The sequence below is a fragment of the Salinigranum salinum genome (genome assembly GCF_009176545.1).
GTDB classification, from domain to species: Archaea; Halobacteriota; Halobacteria; order Halobacteriales; family Haloferacaceae; genus Salinigranum; species Salinigranum salinum.
Genome location: NZ_VTOJ01000004.1, coordinates 73,042 through 89,902, shown reverse-complemented (window position 1 = coordinate 89,902; position 16,861 = coordinate 73,042). Strand labels below are relative to the sequence as shown.

12 protein-coding genes are annotated in these 16,861 nt (G+C 62.9%); 4 read left to right on the top strand and 8 right to left on the bottom strand.

Annotated features, from left to right (window positions below; translation table 11 throughout):
• Both FZP69_RS22165 and FZP69_RS22160 read left to right on the top strand, forming a co-directional pair.
• On the top strand, positions 1-1,516 hold a 1,516-nt coding region (locus FZP69_RS22165; RefSeq protein WP_204960123.1), incomplete at its 5' end, for an ATP-binding protein.
• A 213-nt stretch (positions 1,517-1,729) separates the two neighbouring features.
• Positions 1,730-4,066, top strand: coding sequence for a DEAD/DEAH box helicase (locus FZP69_RS22160; RefSeq protein ID WP_152043598.1), 2,337 nt, complete (start codon positions 1,730-1,732; stop codon positions 4,064-4,066).
• 133 nt (positions 4,067-4,199) lie between these two features.
• Here the strand turns inward: FZP69_RS22160 and FZP69_RS22155 are convergent, their stop codons facing one another.
• The 7 genes from FZP69_RS22155 to FZP69_RS22125 form a co-directional block, all read right to left on the bottom strand.
• Positions 4,200-5,783, bottom strand: a complete 1,584-nt coding sequence (locus tag FZP69_RS22155) for an ATP-binding protein (RefSeq protein ID WP_152043597.1) — start codon at positions 5,781-5,783, stop codon at positions 4,200-4,202.
• Between the two features lie 234 nt (positions 5,784-6,017).
• Positions 6,018-8,015, bottom strand: a complete 1,998-nt coding sequence (locus FZP69_RS22150) for a hypothetical protein (RefSeq protein WP_152043596.1) — start codon at positions 8,013-8,015, stop codon at positions 6,018-6,020.
• Positions 8,016-8,105: 90 nt separating this feature from the next.
• A complete protein-coding gene (locus tag FZP69_RS22145; protein WP_152043595.1) occupies positions 8,106-10,490 on the bottom strand; it encodes a VirB4 family type IV secretion system protein in 2,385 nt (794 codons plus the stop codon).
• Between the two features lie 57 nt (positions 10,491-10,547).
• A complete protein-coding gene (locus tag FZP69_RS22140) occupies positions 10,548-11,975 on the bottom strand; it encodes a DUF7139 domain-containing protein (RefSeq protein ID WP_152043594.1) in 1,428 nt (475 codons plus the stop codon).
• A gap of 89 nt (positions 11,976-12,064) precedes the next feature.
• Positions 12,065-12,523: a hypothetical protein gene (locus FZP69_RS22135; protein ID WP_152043593.1), complete on the bottom strand. Its 459-nt coding sequence runs from the start codon at positions 12,521-12,523 to the stop codon at positions 12,065-12,067.
• A 1-nt stretch (position 12,524) separates the two neighbouring features.
• Positions 12,525-12,710: a hypothetical protein gene (locus tag FZP69_RS22130; protein ID WP_152043592.1), complete on the bottom strand. Its 186-nt coding sequence runs from the start codon at positions 12,708-12,710 to the stop codon at positions 12,525-12,527.
• On the bottom strand, positions 12,710-12,964 hold the full coding sequence (locus tag FZP69_RS22125) for a hypothetical protein (protein ID WP_152043591.1): 255 nt from the start codon (positions 12,962-12,964) through the stop codon (positions 12,710-12,712). The genes FZP69_RS22130 and FZP69_RS22125 overlap by 1 nt, the downstream gene beginning before the upstream one ends.
• A 456-nt stretch (positions 12,965-13,420) precedes the next feature.
• On the opposite strand from FZP69_RS22125, the gene FZP69_RS22120 reads away from it, so the two are divergent.
• Both FZP69_RS22120 and FZP69_RS22115 read left to right on the top strand, forming a co-directional pair.
• Positions 13,421-13,795, top strand: a complete 375-nt coding sequence (locus FZP69_RS22120) for a hypothetical protein (protein WP_152043590.1) — start codon at positions 13,421-13,423, stop codon at positions 13,793-13,795.
• A gap of 94 nt (positions 13,796-13,889) precedes the next feature.
• Positions 13,890-16,091 (top strand): hypothetical protein, encoded by a 2,202-nt coding sequence (locus tag FZP69_RS22115; RefSeq protein ID WP_152043589.1) that lies wholly within the window; start codon positions 13,890-13,892, stop codon positions 16,089-16,091.
• Position 16,092: 1 nt separating this feature from the next.
• Here the strand turns inward: FZP69_RS22115 and FZP69_RS22110 are convergent, their stop codons facing one another.
• Positions 16,093-16,599, bottom strand: a complete 507-nt coding sequence (locus tag FZP69_RS22110) for a metal-dependent hydrolase (RefSeq protein ID WP_275689387.1) — start codon at positions 16,597-16,599, stop codon at positions 16,093-16,095.
• Positions 16,600-16,861: the final 262 nt, after the last annotated feature.

Below are 16,861 nucleotides of genomic sequence, written 5' to 3'. Positions count from 1 at the left end.
CGACGGTGCCGTCCAGCGCGTCGTGTTTGCCCGGGTTGCCGAGCGCGAGCAGGTCGACACGCTCCCGACGGCGTTTATGTCGAACCCCGACGTGGCGCCCCGTCGCGTCGCCGCCGCGCTGGGCGTCGACCGCGAGGACCGTTCGCTCTACCGGATTACTGCCGAGGTGGTGGGATACTACGACGAGCAGTTCGAGTCGTTCCGCAACCCCCGGCAGGTGCCGACCGAGGGCACGCTCGTCCGCCGAGCGCCCGGTGCGATGCTTGAGGTGGCGATTCCGACCGTCACGCCGCCGCACCTGCGTGACTCCGCGGACCCCGACCCGGGAATGGCCCATGTCGGTCGGCTACTCAATCGGCCCGATGAGGAGGTCTGCGTCGAACTCCCGGTGAACGAGATCGCGGCGACTCACCTCGCGATCCTCGCCTCGACCGGGTCGGGCAAATCGTACACGGCCAGTGTCCTGCTTGAGGAGATGCTCAAACCCGCAACACGGGCATCTGTACTGGTGTTCGACCCGCACGGCGAGTACGACTCACTCGACCAGATGGTCGACAACCCAGTGTTCGCGGGCGAGGATGGCTACACGCCCGACGTCGTGATTCGGGATTCGAGTGACCTGAACGTCCGGATCGCGGACCTCACGTTCTCGGATCTGTACGAGGTGTTGGGCCCGACCGAGCGGATGTCGTCGGTTCTCAACGATGCGTACCAAGCTCTCCAACGCCAGAACGGCGCGTACTCGGCACGAGACCTCCAAACGACGTGTGACCAGTACCACCCGGACAACGACGCCTCGGGACTGCGCTGGCGGATCAACCGCAACTTGATACAGTCGAACTTCTTCAGCACGCACGACCGGCTGGACTTGGACACGCTGATCAACCCCGGGCAGGTGACGGTGCTCAAGATGAACGGCCTGTCCCGGCGCGACCAGCAGATGATGGCCGCGGTCCTGCTGCGAAAGCTGTACCAGGGCCGTGAGGCGGTGGTCACTGGCGACCCGGACACGGTCGACTACTCCGTCGAACACCCCGTGTTCACGCTGTTTGAAGAGGCCCACCGGTTCGCCCCGGACGGTGACTCCCACGCACTGGATATCATCCGGCAGGTCAACTCCGAGGGGCGGAAGTTCGGACTCGGAACTGGGCTGATCAGTCAGCGCCCGTCGAAACTCGACCAGACGGTCCTCTCGCAGTGTGGCACACAGATCACGATGCAGATCACCAACCCGGCCGACCAGCAGGCAATCCGCGATGCCGTGGAGTCGGCTGGCGAGGCCGTCCTCGACGAACTGCCGGGTCTGACGAAAGGCCAGGCCGTGATCTCTGGGGATGCGGTGAACACCACGGTCCTCGCGAAGATTCGGGGGCGTGAGACGGAGCACAAGGCGGAGAGTTTGGCTGCGGACCAGTTATGGCGCGAGGCCTATGACGAGGCCCAGTCGGCCCCCAGTGGGTCGCGGTCGGTCGAGTCGGACGACCCGACATACGAAGATACGGAACTGGGCGATTGACGGTCGGTGCCAGCCGGGAATGCCGTCGGATCGCCGTCTGAAATATGACCACCGATTAACGCGCGAACAGGGTTGTGCGAACGGTCTCCAATCTACCGGCACAGTGATCAGGATGGGAGCGCAGACGAGACCGCAGTGTCTGGAACGGGAGACCAAGCTACTGGTAGTTAAGTCGATAATTAAAGTTGTGTAGGGCCTATAGTCGTTGATACGATGCCGCCGGTCCCCGATTCGCTTTCCAAAGCAGACCGCGCTCTCGTTGAGGACCTACTGGCTCAGAAGCCCGCAGCGTTCACAGACCTCACCCAGACGCAGTACGAGGCATTCGACCAAGGCGTCCTCGACGAAGGCAACCACCTGCTGCTGGCAGAGACGGGGAACGGCAAGACCTTCGTCGCCGAGGCGGTGATCAAGAAGGCTCTCCAGCAGAACGAGCGCGTGGCGTACCTTGTCCCGTCGCGAGCGCTCGTAGGAGAGAAACACGATACAATTGCTGCCTGGGCCCCCGAGTCGGCCACGATAACGAAGGGTCGTGGCTACACGCAGGCTGATGTCGGCGTAGCCACGTTCGAGTCCTATTATGAGGCGGTCATTCGAGGATATGCCCACCGCTTCGACGTGGTCGTCCTCGACGATTTCCACGAGATCTACAGCAGTCATCGAGGGCCGAACATCGAGAAGGCGATCAGTGCCGCTCTCGAAGCCAATCAGGAACTACTCGGAATCTCAGCCACCATCGGGAATCCCGACGCGATTGCGCGCTGGCTTGACGCAGACCTCACCATCAGCACGGAGCGCCGGGCCGTTCCGATCGATGAGCGTCCTGTTGAGAAGACTGACGAACACTACGGAACGCAGATTGCGCGGATCATCCGAGACAACCGGGAGAGGGGGCCGTTCCTCGTTTTCAACTATGCGACCGCCCACACCAAATCCCGAGCAGAACGGATCGCTACAGAACTCTCTCTCGAGACAGGCGCCGATGTCGACTTCCGGGCAGCCGTCGAAGCCGCTGTCTCGACTGAACTTACCGACGCCCATCGCGAACTGATCGACCTGTTACGAAACGGGGTGGCGTACCACCACGCTCAGATGGAGACTGGCCTGAAAGACCTCATCGAGTCCTACGCCGAAGACGGTATCGTCGAGTGCGTCTGCTGTACCACGACGCTCAGCTACGGCTTCGACTCACCGGTCCAGTCGGTCATCGTAGCCGATCTTAGACGCCAGTTCGAGTACATCGGGGTCTATGAGTACGTCCAGTGGATCGGTCGGGCAGGTCGGGACGCGAGTGCGTATGATCAGGCGTACGCGTTCCCGATGGTACAGGCAGGCGATGATGAGGCTGCCGAACAGTTCCAGTTTGACACTCCAGTCGAGGAGAAGACGCTTGAGCCGGTGACGACCCACCTCGGCGATCAGGAACCCCTCCGGTGGCTCGTGCTCGAACTCGTTGCGCACGGCTGGGAGACTACTGCCGAGGTCCTCGAGTTCGTTAGGTCAACGCTCGCGTGGTCGACGGCGGCCACCCAGAGGCCAGGTCACCAACCCACGCTCGGCGGCGAGACTCCTACCGACGAGATCGTCACCGAGGTGCTGACCACGCTGGAGTGGCTGACTGACCGCGGGTTGCTCAACCGACCCGTCGGACAGCCGCAAGGTGATCACGACCGCTACACGCCAACGCCCCTCGGCGAGGCGCTGGTTGAGTACGAGCACGACAACTGGTTCGACAACACCATCGAGGATGTCCTCGCTCTAACCGAATGGCTCGCTGACCAGGATGCAGACCTTACTCCCGAGCAGTTGGTCGCGAAACTCGCCGAGACGTATTACCACTGCGATCTCATGGAGGTTATCGAGGGAGAGGGAACCATCTCAACCGCGATGGCAGCCCACGATCTCTCGGGAAGTGAGGGAACGACAGCAGCGGTCGTCTGCTGGTTGTGGTGTGCCGGGATGTCGATCACGGAGATCGAGCGGCGCCTAGGGAGCGACGATTTGTCCGGGCTTGCCAGCACAGCTGCGAACATCAGCACGGCCGTCGGGAGTATCCGCCTGCTGTACGAGCCTCAGGAGATGCCCAGAGAACCGCCGTGGCTCGAACGGTTCGCCACGCAAGTTGACGTGGGTGTCCCCGGCCCGGATATGTATCTCGTCGATACCGTCGACCACTTCGGACGACGGCGCTACGATGCCCTTCGCAACCGTCTCTCTGGGTTCGGTGCCGAGTCAGCGTGGTATCCTGGTGACGATTCGTTCCTCATCGAGCGGCTCTCGGCGCTGTATGCTGAGACTGACGTGGAGCAGTTCGAAGCGATGGTCAAAGATGTCCGGGGCATTGGGTCAACAATCTACGAGAACATCCGGGAGGCCACGCGGGCGTGGGATCCCGATACAGCATCGACGGCCACAGTCCCGTTCACTGAGTCAGCCCGCGAGCGAGACGAGTCGGGCTCGCTTCAGGTGTTCCACGACCCGGCGACACGGGATGGCGACGAGCCTGACGACGAGTTCTCGACGGGGACCACACTCGCGGATTTCGAGTGATTCAGCACAAGATAGTTCGGGAGATCTGGTGCCGGCGAATCAGGTGACCCCATTCATTTAGTTACCCCACAACCCACAACTAGTGTCGCCCGTGGGGTAACTACGACCAGTCCGACGGTCCGTCCGACCCGCATCACTGGAATCCGAGTGTGGAGTCGTCCTCAGCACCCTCGGTAGATGAGCCCGCTGACGGGTTGCCTCTTGCATCTACGTTCGTGGTCACATCGGGATCGACATCTCCTACATTATCCCCGATGTCCTCGGACGTTGGAAAGTCCTCAAACGAAATCTCCCGAGCGTCCCGTCCGGCCGCCTCCCGTTTCGCGTCTGTGACTAGTTCCTCAATGCCGGCACCACTGTAGCCGGCAGTCTGGCTTGCTAGGGTGGCCAGCTGATGCCCTACGAGGCCGTGTGGGACGTTCTCCAATTTCGCTTGAAGAATCGCGTGTCGGCTCTCTTCATCGGGGAGTCCCACCTCGACGTGGGTTGCGAGCCGTCCAGGGCGGAGGATCGCGGGGTCGATATCCTCCGGTCGGTTTGTTGCCCCGACGACGATGGCCGTCCGGTCCTCCGCAGTCAGATGAACCAGCAACTCGCTGGTGATTTTCCGATCCTCGGCGTGAGCACCGCCAGCGCCGACATCGCGACCGCCGAAGAGGTGTTCTGCCTCGTCGAGGAAGATGACACAGGGGCCGATGGACGAAGCCTCCTCGAACAACTGACGCACCCGCTGTGGCCCTTCGTTGATCCACTTGCTGGTCACGTCCGCTGGGCCGAGTTCGACGAACGGGATGTCCAGTTCGCCAGCGAGTGCCCGCGCGAACAGCGTCTTCCCGGTGCCGGGTGGGCCGTGGAAAAGGATACCCCGTGAGGGCTCGATTCCGAAGCGGTCGTAGCGGTTGTCTCCTTGTGCCGCCGCCCGAGCTGGCTGGAGAACCTCCTCAGCGAGTCGTTCCTTGACGTCGTAGTAGCCGCCGATATCGTCGAAACCGATGTCTGAGTGGGTCCAGTTGTATCCATACTCCGTATCCCTGAGAGCTTTCGCTGGCGCTCGTGAAGCCTCAGAGGAACTCACATCAGTCGTTACCTCTGAGGATTCAGAGTTAGTCGCCCGAGTTGTGGAATCATCGTGTTCGGCCCGTCCATCGTCCATAATCTCGCGGAACTTCTCGTAATCGACAGAGGGCTGGTGATATTCACCAGTAGCGTAATAGTAGCCATTCTCTCCTCGTGGATTGTAGAACGTCACAGCGACGAACGAAGCCGCAATTCCCAGTCCGAGCGCTGCTTGGGTTTGAGGACTACTGGGGCCGATGTTACTCAAGAGATTCAACTCCGACACAGGTACAAATGAGGCAGCCAGCGTCACGGCCTCAGCGAGGAGTAACAGCACTACAAACAGTTCATACACTTGTGCGAATGGGTAGAGACCGATTCCTCCCACGGATTTCAGACCCGGGACACCCAAGCTCCCGGCAATAAGCGCTAATAGAAGGCCGAATCCCAGTGCAACCGCAGCGGTTGGCGGAAGGTTGAGGAGCGGAGCGATCACCCACATGTGAGCGAACGCCAATCCAGTCCACGTGAGCATTAAGAAGAGTCGGTAGATGCCTCGCTTCCGATGGTCTCGCTGTATGATCCGGTAGGTGGCATACTCGACTATCGCGAAGAATCCGAGAAAAGCAACGATGGAGAGTCCGGTGTCGAGAAGACTCATTGAATCACCCGAAGGAAGACCTCTGCGAGACCGTGATAGGGCGAGCGTATTGGTCGGCGCGGTCGAATCGCGCTATGGGACGTGGTCATACAATCCGCGGGTGACGGCCACCGAGAACGGTGTCGATAGGTGCGTTCGCGGTGGTCTACGTTCTTTCATGCCGGTACTGAGATATAACGTCTCGCCCCGCTCCGCGCAGATGATCAAACCACTGCTGAACCGTCTCGGAGGAGTTCACACCGTCTCAGAGGGTTCACCTCCAGTATCGTCGTCCCACGGCGGATCCGTGGCCTGTCCGGGCCCATCACGCCTGGTCGACCAGTCGATGTCAGCATCTTCAGAGAGATTGTCTGGCTGAGGGCTGGCTCCCGGGCCGATGAGGTGTTTCCCGCCGCGTTTGCCGATCTGGTAGGCCGCGTAAGGGCTCCGCGTCATCGCACCTGCGAAGACGATCCCACTGGCTTTCCCAGCTTGGGCACCGGCTTTTCCGACCCGCCTGCCGGCCTGACCAGTCGAAACAGCAGCCCGGCCGGGTACCTTTACAGCGGCCTGAGCGGTTCTGATTCTTTTTATACTTCGGGCCGATTTCGAGGCGTTTTCTCTGAGCGTGTGCGCCTGTTCACCGAGGTCCCGAGCTCTATCGTTGATATTGACCGTCGCTTCTCCGCCTTCAGCAGTCGGGTACGTCACCGTTCCGTCGGGATCGGGAAAGACCGTGGAGACAGCCTCTGCTGGCTGCTCGGAGCCGGTCAGGATCCCACGGTCAGTAGCCTCGCCAACATCAATCTGCCCGTCTTGATACCCCTCAGTCAAGAAATCGCGATTCGAGTCAGCTTCAGCCGCAGCGTCCATCTGCTGAGAAATCGTCCTCCGATGTGCATCGATGCTTTCAGAGCCGACTGCTTTCCTCGCACTGGTCACTCCAGCTCCCGTTGCTTTGGATCCCAATTTTTTCATTGTCGCGCCAGTCTGGCTCGCGGTCGTTCTGGCTGTCTTCACACCGGGGACGCTCGTCGCCTTCTGCCGCACGCTATCCTTATTGACTGAAAGAGCACCGGGTGCCGTAGCCACGCCGTCTTCAGTCGGCGGCTCTCTCGTACTGAGAGCATCTGAGATGCTGTTGCGCATCGTCCCACCGACACTCGAGTTAGCAGTTCCCGCCGAGGGGTCGGTCGCCGTCCCACCCGACGAGCCGCCACTGCTTCCGACGGAGCCGCCGCCTGAAGTACTCCCTCCGCCACTTGACCCGCCGCCCCCGCTCGTTCCGCCAGCCGAGGACTTCGAGGCGCTGCTCACAGCGCCAGAGCCTGCTCCGGCGCCGACAGCGACTGCTCCAACACCCGTGGCCGCGATCGCGGCGGCCACGGTCGTGGTGAACGCGGCGTCGACGCCGAGGGGCTGACCGGCCCAGCCAATGGTCTTCCAGATGACTACGAACAGGATGATCGGAAACATCAGCGCCAGCGCCGACGCGATGTAGAACGACGCGATCGCGTCGGAACCAGAGGCGGCTATCCCGCCGGTGGCGATCACGTCGAATACCCGCATCACCAGTGCGATGATCGGGCCAACGAGCAGACCGTAGATCCCCATTCGAAGCCACGTCGCCGCGAACTTGCTCACCGACTTCATTGGCCCCCAGTTCGCGTACCAGAGGACCGCAAAGAACGGAGCGCCGAGCGCGACGGTCACCACCAAGAACTGTCGGAGCGCCAGCAGCAACGTCGCAAGGATGGTCGCGATCAGCATCAGCGGGACTGCCACGATGAGCGCGATTAACTGAATTCCCATCCCGAGGGTCGCTCCCCAGCTGCCGCCGAGGTCGGCGTCAAACGTCATCTTGAACGTCGCCGGCGCGAGGGCAGTGGTCACGCCGTTCGAGGCCTCGATCATGAACGCGAACAGTGGCTTCGAGATGGCGATGAAGACGATCACCGCGACGATTCGGGCGACCATCTGCCAGAGCGACGCCTCTCGGTCCTCGCTGAACGGCATCACGATCAGCCCGGCCGCAATGAGGATCGGCAACAGAGCGATCGAGAGCGAGAAGACGTCGTCCCAGGCGGCGACGAACTGAGCGTCGCTCAGAATCCCCGGGTTGATCGTGAGCAGCGGCTTCAGTCCGAAGTTGAACATCGCGTTGATCGCTCCGACCAGCAGGTTGCGGATGAACTCGATGATGGCCCGAACGATCGCGTCCGGAAGCCAGCCGAAGTCCAAGAGGTCAGCCACGACGTTCACCCACCGTTGGCCGTGACAGCGGTTTCACGAGCGACCACGCAGGCACAGGCCAGGGAACTTCAAGCCGGAGTCGGAACGGCATCAGCTGTCCTCCCCAGCGTCTGGCAGGTCATTGGAGTCGTCCTCTGCCGCGCCGTTGCCCGTGCCAGTGATACCGTTCTCGATTCCTTCGATGCCGACATCGATCTCCTCCTCGTGGGACTCTCGCATCGCCATTTCGAGGTCCATGTCGCGGTTCATCACGTGCGGCAGGTCGGTCAGCTCGAGTTCCGACGGTAGGACGTCGCCTCCCGTGTCCGTGCCGGGGGTGATGCCCTCCGTCTCGGCCAGCCATTCCCACGGGTCGAGCGCGTCGTCGAGGACGTGGTGTTCGAACGGACCACTGCGGACCTCCAGCCGGCGCCGCCCGTGGACGCTCGTCGCGAGTAGACACTCCGAGTAGTCCGAGTCCTGCCCCCGGGCCGCCGACTGGATGAATCGGATTTCGTCACTCGACAGCCCGTAGTACTGCTGCGTCTGTTCGGAGACGGACTCGGCGTAGAACAGGCACTTCACGTCACAATTCTCGTAGACTTCGCGACGCTCGTTCGTTCGGACGAACTCGTGGGAGGTCTGACTCATCAGCGTCAGTCCAGCCTCGTAGTGGCGGGCATGGCGGATGTACAGGTTGATCAAGTCTCGAGCGGCCGGTCGGCCGAGCAGGTAGTGCGCCTCGTCGAACGTGACATCGACCTTGTACGGTGATCGCTTGGCCTCTAAGTAGGCCCACGAGAGCATGGCGTGGAGGATGAGCGGCATCTCGCCGGTGTCGGCAAACGAGCTCATGTCCATGACGACCAGCCGCGAGGAGAGATCGAGGTTGGTCTGGCCGTTCAAGTTGTGGTTAATCCCGCCTGGTTTGAACGACTCAAACTTCGGCTGGAGGTTCCTCGCCAGCTCTTGGTGATGATCGGTCGGTGTGACGATGGTGTCGGAGATGGAGATTCCGCCACCTCGAGTCGGCTCGTCAACCGGCTGGTCCGGCTCCTCGTTATCGGTGCCGGTCACCCCGTAGGACTGGAACAGTTCGACTTCGGCCTCGTCGATCACGTCCGCCTCGCGTGCCGCCTCGAGTCCGCCGGCGGCGATCACGTTGACACCGCGAATGAGGTCATCGAGTGTAGGCGACTCCTGGCCGTAGGTCTCGTACTCGCCGAGAATGATCCCCTTCGAGATGTAGGCGTAATGTGCCGCCTGGATGAGTACGCCCTCCTCGCCGGCGGACATCCCATCTCGCTGGTCGAAGTGGGTGTGGAGCATCTCGATGACCGACCGGATCGTCAGCGCGTAGGTGTCGTCGCCGGTCTCCTGCTCGGCCGCCGCGGGGGGCGAGATGTCCATCGGATTGACGGTGTAGTTCCCGCCGAAGCGGATCACCTCCCCACCGAGCGACTGTGCGAACCGTGGGTAGTCGTCGCCGGCAGGGTCGAACAGGATACACTGGACGTTCGCATCCGCGAGCAGACGACGGTAGATCTCGAGCTTCCGGAAGTAGCTCTTTCCCGACCCCGTCTTCCCCGAGATCGCCATCGAGTGCCCCGAGAGCGCGTACCGGTTGAGGATGACCGGACGCTTGGTGTCGTCGAAGCCCAGCAGCACTCCGTTCGGGTCGTAAATGGAGGGTTCGACGAGGTTGAAGAACGTCCCGAGCGCTTCGAGCTGGATCGGGTGCGTGTTGTCCACGGGGTCGGTCACGACCGGGGCGACGGCGTCCATCGCGTCGAGTTGCTGGTGTTTGACCGGGCTGAGTTCGACGTCTTGCTCGGCGAGGATCGCCTCCACCCGGTCGAGCATCCCGTCTAACTCGTCCCGGGAGTCTGCGACCAGTTCGAGGTAGATCGCCACGTCGTACAGCTTGGTCGTACCGCGGATGGTCCGCTGGAGCAACCGTTCGAGGTCCTCGCGGTCGAGTTGGTCCTGATAGGTGTCCGTCCGCCCGCGCTTCTGCTTCAACGCAAGCGAGGTGACCGCCTGCGTGTAGCGCTTCTGGAGCTGCCGGCGAACGTCCTTTGGCTCCCGTGGTCGGACGTGAAACGTCAGCCGGAGGTCGACATCGGCGAGGGTCAACGGGACGAGCCACCCGAGCCCCACCTTCCGCGGGAGCGAGGTGACGGTCAAGATCTGCGAGACAGTATCGTCGCGGATCTGGAACTGCGGGTGGTCCTCGACGAGCCGCGGCGCGACGAGCCGCTTGTCGAGTTCACCCCGCTCCTCGAGGGTCTCCATCGCGTTCGCGAGGCCGACCTCGTCGGCCTGGAGCTGGTAGGCGGCCCACTCGATGTTCTCGGTCGTGGTCTCGCGGTCGAGAAGCTGTAGATAGTCGATGGCGTGCTGAGTTTCCTCGCCCGAGAGGTCGTTGATCGGGACAGACTCGACGCTGTCGTCGGGTCCGTCGATACCGAATGCGTGTTTGAGTCGCTGAATCATGGGTGGTCAGGGATACTGAAGGGTGGTCGAGCGCGGTGCGGCTTCGGCTGGGGTGTCTCAGCCATTGCCTGCCTCCGGCCGGGAGTCGATGTCCTCGGCGGCAGTCATCTCCTCGTGCGCTGGCGTCTCGTCGACGTGCTCGAGAGCGGCCCGGCGCGACCGGACAGCGAAGCCCACAGCCGCAACGAGGACGAACAGGCCGACGGCGTACACTGGCACCACGACAGCCGTCTGTCCAGTCGGGGTGCTGGTCCACTGCGCGGGGTATGCGGCCTCGAACAGCGCGATCGCTGCCCCCGTCACACCGGTCCCGAGCACGGCGAGTGCTTTCGCCACCCGTCGCGAGGGAAGCAGAACGACGAGACTCAACAGGAATGCCGGAAGACTCGCAGCGGCGAGGCCATACGAGAGTTCACGCACCACCAGCGGTGGCGCCTCAATCGGGAGTTGCTGGGCACTCCCGAGGAAGGTTCCGAGCGCGACGACCGCGAGAATGAGGCTCACGGCGAACGCTCCTGTGCCGAGATAAACCGAGGCGGGCGAGTGGTAGGTCTCGCCGCGGCCGATCGGCCCGACGTTCCGGACGTACCACTGGAGGAGGCGCGATCCGTCAACGGTCTCGACGTACTCCTCCTGAACGCGCCCGTCGTACGGGAGGTCACCGACCGTCTCGGGGCGGACCGCTGACTCGGCGTCTCTGTCGGCGGTCGCTGCCTCTCGGTCCGCGTTCTCGAAGATCTCGTCTACGTCGACGGGGTTGCCAGCAGCATCGGTAAGCGCATCGTCCGCGGCCCGAACGAGCGTGCCCTGACTGAACGCGATCGGCGGTTCTCGACCTCTGTACACGCGATACAACACGTCGAGGACGGGCTCACGAGTGTCGAGGATGCGTGCCTCCACACGGGTTCGGGGGAGCTGGGACGCAACTCGCTGGGCGCGGGCCCATACCTCGTCGAGGTAGAACTCTTCAGCATCGACGGACCGAGACTGGGTAGGTAGCGGGAGGGCATCACGGATCCCGTCGAATCGGCTGCTCCCCTCACCGTCGTCTTCTCCTTTGTCGACGGCGACTGCGACAAAGAACCGCCGGTCGCGGACGTTCGCCATCCGGAGAGTCCGGTCCAGCCACTCGGCATGTGCCAGCCGACCGTACTCGAGGACTGCCGAGTCGGCCACCGTGTCGGTGGTAACACCACCATCGGTCGCCGAGACTTCGTCCGGCGAGCCGTTCGTGGCCGGTGCAGTCTCGTCGGTGATGCCCGTCTCGGTGTCTGCCTCCAGCGTAGTTGCCCCACTGGGGGCGCCCGGCGAATCGGGGCCGACGAACTGCTCGATGTACTGCTCGCCGTCGAACTCGGTGGTCATCGTCAGGAACTGGACCGGGAACTGAAGCCCCCGGAGGAACGTCAGGAACGAGACGTAGACGCCCGAGCGTCGCTCCTCGGAGAGCGTGAGCCACTCTCGCGGCTCGATCTCGACCAGCATCGCATACGCGGTCGGGGTCTCGACGACACCGCCATCCCGAACGTTCTCAAAGTTCACGAGGTCAAGCGTCGACCGCCCGCCGGCCGGCATCAGCGGGCCCCCTCGCCGGCGTCGAAGCCGGCACGTCGGTCCGCGCTGTTCGGCTCGGAGGAGTCAGTGGCGACTCTAGTCTGTCGTGAGCGATGCGTGGTCATCGCTGGATTGGGAGGCTGGGTCAGCCAGTCGTCCTGTCGAGTCCCGCTGGCGAGGTCGTTCTCCAGCTCGGGCGAGGGAGCCCACGTGTAGACGTTCTCGCCCGACCGGTGGCGTGCGACCGCGTGGGCGTACCTGAGTGGGCGCTGTCCGGGCGGCGTCTTCAGGAAGATGAGCACCCCGACGCCGATACCCACGACGAACAGGGGGAACGTGACCAGTAGCGGAAACCCCACGGTGTAGAGGATGGCACAGGGGGCGACCGGGATCGCCATGGACTCAAGCAGCCGGCGGACAGAGAACCCGAAGAACTTCGACTCCAGCAGGTTGCTCGCGACCGGAACCGGGTCAGGCATCTCAGTCGCCCTCCCTGTGGCCCACCTGGGAGCAGTCGTGTTCGGGTTCGGTCGGGAACACGACACCGGCCTCGAGGCGCTCGGCGCCCTGGATTAGCATTCCACGCCAGTTGACGCCGTGGTGCGTTCGGATGGCTTCGAGGGCGGCAAACTGGTCGTCGTCGACTTCGATTCGCGTTGAGGTCATCAGGATTCGAAGAACCGCCGTCGGTCGACGTCGGTACCGGTGCTAGCAGTGTCGCGTTCGGTCTGTTTCTCGGTACAATCGATACGACCGGCACGCTCGCGGGCCGCCTGGGACAGTCTCGGGTGACGAAGCCCCTCTAGCCGCTTCGCCCCCTGGATGAGCATGCCCCGCCACTGAACGCCGTACTTGTCCCGGATGTGACGGAGTCGTTCGTACTCCCGGTCGCTGGCGAATCGAATCTCGATTTCAGGCATCGGCGTCCTCCGTATCGGGGTCCCCGGCAGCAGCCGGAAGCCGGTGACCGTTCCCGCTCGGGCGTACACACAGCAGTCGGGCCCGGGCGTCGACGACCGTCCGGGGATGGAGTCTGCTTCGAGTCAGATGACGGGTCATCACACCTCTCCTGTCCGGGCAACCATCTTGTTAATTTCAGAAGTACGTATTCCGCAACTGTACGCGAACCGCACCTGTGCGCAACGCGTACCTGTACGCTACCCGCAACTCTGGAGTTGCTTTGTCCCCGGTCGTGCATCCTCAGTCTAGCCGACGGTTTGGGTCTTCGGCGACCCTCGATCGTCCCGGCCCAAACCGTCACTCCACCATCCATGATCCGACAGCTCCCCACCGGTCTCGCGCATATATACTCGGAGCGGGTCGCCGGGATCACCAGTCCGGTCGACCCGCCCCAGTTACCGTTCAACCCGTCTGTGATGATTCGAGCGATCGCCGAACAGTTACTTCCCATCGGCGGTCCGCTTGCCCTCCCGGACACCCTCACGCGAGGGATACCCGGAGAGGTCGTGGGGAACGTCCCGCTTCCGGGACTCTCCGGTGGGTTAGAGACAACAGTACTCGCGAGTAGCGTCGACTTCCGGGCGCTCATCGACTTCCCGGACTGGACCGCCCAGGTGTTCATTTACGCCGGCCTCTGTCTGCTCGTACTCGGTCTGATGGCGTGGCTCGGCAGCCACCGCCTCCAGCGGCGCGCTTGGGGCCGTCGACTCGCTCTCTCGGGTGGTGGACTGTTCGTCGTCGGCTCCGCCTGGAGCACCTTCCTGAACCTTCTGACGTATGTCCTCGGGTGACCCACGGGGACGTCCGTCCCGACGAGCCCACGAGCGATCGCCGTCAGCGCGAGGACGAACCATCGCTCGGATCCGGCAGGCTGTCAATCGATGTATGCGGCTCACTGCCGCCGGGGTGGCTCTTCTGGTCGTTACGAGTACCCTCGCTGGAGCGGCGTTCGGCGGGCTGACAATCCCCGATCCGGAGCCGGGTGTCGAGCGCACCTACGACGATACGTTCCGTGTGCTCGCCAGCAACGACCCCGATCCGGCACGGGGATCGAGTACGGTTCGGCTGTACGAGTATGACAGCGGCACTATCCGGGACGTCAACCGGACGGTTTCTACCCAGCCGGTCCAGCTCTGGGAGGACAGCATCCGCCCGGGGGACGCACTCGTCATCGCCAACGAGTCGGACATGTACCAGAGCGGGCTCACGGGCTACTACACCATCCCCTACCGTGACCAGTGGCACACGCTCGAAGAGTGGAACACAAAGTGGGGACAGCGAGAGCTCCGCATCCTGCCGCTGTATGACGCCGACCCGAGCCGGGCGACCGATACCGACGGGGAGTACACCGTCGAGGCACGCAACCCGAACGGCTGGTGGGACCCCGTCTACGGGGCCGAGGTCGAGCTGGTCGGGAGCGACCTCGAGGTCACCAACCCCGAGGATGCGATGGTTCACACCGCCGAGTATCAGACAATCATCGACCGCAAGATCGAGATTGTTGAGCGACACCTCCGGTATTCCGAACTCGCACCGAGCGAGGCCGCCGCCCGGAGTACAGCCGCGGTGCCGATGGATAACGGCAGCGAGGTGTTCTCGACGGTCGACGGCGCGTCGACCTCGCTCGTGTGGCGTGGCGGATCACACGACCTCGTTCGGGACGCCTACGTCGGCTTCATCGACGTTCTCCCCGGCGTCTGGTACCGAGGTCGGTACGTCACGCAGAACGTCCAGGTGAACACGCATGTTCCGTGGGACTACCGTGTCGACGTGCCGTCAGACTACTCGGAGAGCGGGTCGTGTACCATCGGGAACAACACCTACTCGCTGACCCGATGGGCTGACTACCAGGTACTGGACTCTGAAGCCGCAGTGGTGAACGTCACGGCAGGGAACATCAGCATGCAGCAGTGGGGCCCGGGTGCGTGGACGACGCTGAATTACACGTCGCCGCTGTCCGAACCACGACCGCTTCCCGTCGGTAGCCACACGATGACTGCCGAACTCCAAGTCGATGTCGAACTCGAGAAGCACTACGGTGTTTCGAGCGCCCGGTGTTCCGAGTGGGACCGGATACGAACGGAGAATCGGTCGGTGACGCTCACTCGGTCGGTGCCGATCGAGACGATCAACAGTGACGACCTCTCGGTCGATGTCCACGTCTACGATCGCCCCGGCGACGATGTCGTCTCCGTCGAGTGGACTGGGCGGCAGGGACTGGCCGCCGGCGCTGCCAGCTGGGAGTACGTCGAAGTCCAGATCGGCGAGAAGACGATGTACGTGACCGCCCCGTGGCGGTTCTTTTCGGTCTCCCGGACCACTGTCGTCGAGGAACGGACCGAGAGCGGGACATCAGAGATCGCCGCCTCGCATTCGTACGACGGGCGGTACCCAGCGATGCTCAGATACCGGATGAGTCCGGCGAACGTGAGCGTCATTGCAGACCAACCTGCTGACCGGCACATCTGGTGGGAGACAACCCGAGTCACCGAGAACGGGTCGGTCGCGGCGACACCGCTTCCGGCCACAGTTGTCGCGACGGAGAACGCCAACCGGACGCCGCTGTACGACCAGTATGCGGGCACCCTGAAGAGTACGGACGTCGTGACCGGCGAGTCAGTTGCTGTCAGTGCCGTCGATATCTGGGGGCTGCCGGTAACGACGGACCAGCGGATCACGCGCTACGAGGAGCCGGTACTCAACGTAGCGATTGACGATGGGACAGGGACGGCAGAGATCACTCTCCAAGAGGCAGACGGCACACCGATTAGCGGGCGAGAGGTCTACGTCGACGGGGCAACGGTTCCAGTGGTCGTCACAGACGCAAGCGGCGTCGCGACAGTTGATATCGATAGCCCGATTGTCCAAGCACGGTTCGACGGCGATGACTGGAGGGACTCACACTCGACGTACTACCTGCGGACACAAGCGGTGGGTGTCTCAAGTGCCTCGATCGTCGTCGACGCGATCGAAGTGGTCGGCTACCTGAACGAGGCGATTTCAAACGTGGTGATCTTCGTCGAGTGGCTGGTACTCGGGATCTTCGCCGTGTTCTGGATGCGATACATGCGGCGCCGGCCCGCGTGATTCAGGCCACCGCTCCAGTTATCCCACCGATGGAGATGGCGAACGCCAGCCCCTGGAACAGCACGCCGCCGGCAAGCAAGAGGGAATTCGCAAGTCGTGAGTCCGCTCGTACGAGTCCGAGTCGGAACGGATGTGGAAATAGTGGGTGAAATGGCCGGATCGCGTGAGTATCCCGGCCGACGGTCAGCGCGTCGGCGAACAGATGCGAGAGGAGTCCGAGAAGGACAGTCGCCCCGAGAAGCAGCGCAAGCGGGAACGCGGGCAGCGTGACCGGGAGCATCGACAGCCCTGCGTAGCTTCCCACGCTGACCAGCCCGGCGACCGCGCTCACGAACCAGATCGTATGTGTCGGTCCACGGTGTGCCAGCCAGCTGTAATCGTGGTCGAGGTCGGGGAGTCGGCAGACAGCGACCGCGAGGGCACTCATGCCGAGGCCGACTATTCCGAACGTAGCCGTCAGGGGCGCCATCAGCACGAGTGCGGCGCCGCGATGTCCATTCTTATACATGCTAGCGAATCTTGTTCCCGTCTCACTATGGGCCGCGATTGAACAGGTGGGAATTCGGAGGGTGGTAGCTTGGCTGTATCGCTGCGAGAACCGCTGTTTCCCACGTTTCTCCCACATTCAACGCACAGGCGGTCTGCATCGAGCGTACGCAATGCGTACGTTCTGAGTCTATTTGCCGGGAGGCGCGGAGCTTCTGCTAGGATCACTCGATGTCGTCCGTCGCTGCCATCGTCGATACAGCGTTCAGACTGTTCGTTGTCGC

What these genes read in the sequence shown, in the direction of transcription:
- FZP69_RS22160 (WP_152043598.1), top strand. Translation starts at nt 1,730, where the DNA reads ATGCCGCCGGTCCCCGATTCGCTTTCCAAAGCAGACCGCGCTCTCGTT.
- FZP69_RS22155 (WP_152043597.1), bottom strand. Translation starts at nt 5,783, where the DNA reads ATGAGTCTTCTCGACACCGGACTCTCCATCGTTGCTTTTCTCGGATTC.
- FZP69_RS22145 (WP_152043595.1), bottom strand. Translation starts at nt 10,490, where the DNA reads ATGATTCAGCGACTCAAACACGCATTCGGTATCGACGGACCCGACGAC.
- FZP69_RS22140 (WP_152043594.1), bottom strand. Translation starts at nt 11,975, where the DNA reads ATGCTGGTCGAGATCGAGCCGCGAGAGTGGCTCACGCTCTCCGAGGAG.
- FZP69_RS22135 (WP_152043593.1), bottom strand. Translation starts at nt 12,523, where the DNA reads ATGCCTGACCCGGTTCCGGTCGCGAGCAACCTGCTGGAGTCGAAGTTC.
- FZP69_RS22130 (WP_152043592.1), bottom strand. Translation starts at nt 12,710, where the DNA reads ATGACCTCAACGCGAATCGAAGTCGACGACGACCAGTTTGCCGCCCTC.
- FZP69_RS22125 (WP_152043591.1), bottom strand. Translation starts at nt 12,964, where the DNA reads ATGCCTGAAATCGAGATTCGATTCGCCAGCGACCGGGAGTACGAACGA.
- FZP69_RS22120 (WP_152043590.1), top strand. Translation starts at nt 13,421, where the DNA reads ATGATTCGAGCGATCGCCGAACAGTTACTTCCCATCGGCGGTCCGCTT.
- FZP69_RS22115 (WP_152043589.1), top strand. Translation starts at nt 13,890, where the DNA reads ATGCGGCTCACTGCCGCCGGGGTGGCTCTTCTGGTCGTTACGAGTACC.
- FZP69_RS22110 (WP_275689387.1), bottom strand. Translation starts at nt 16,599, where the DNA reads ATGTATAAGAATGGACATCGCGGCGCCGCACTCGTGCTGATGGCGCCC.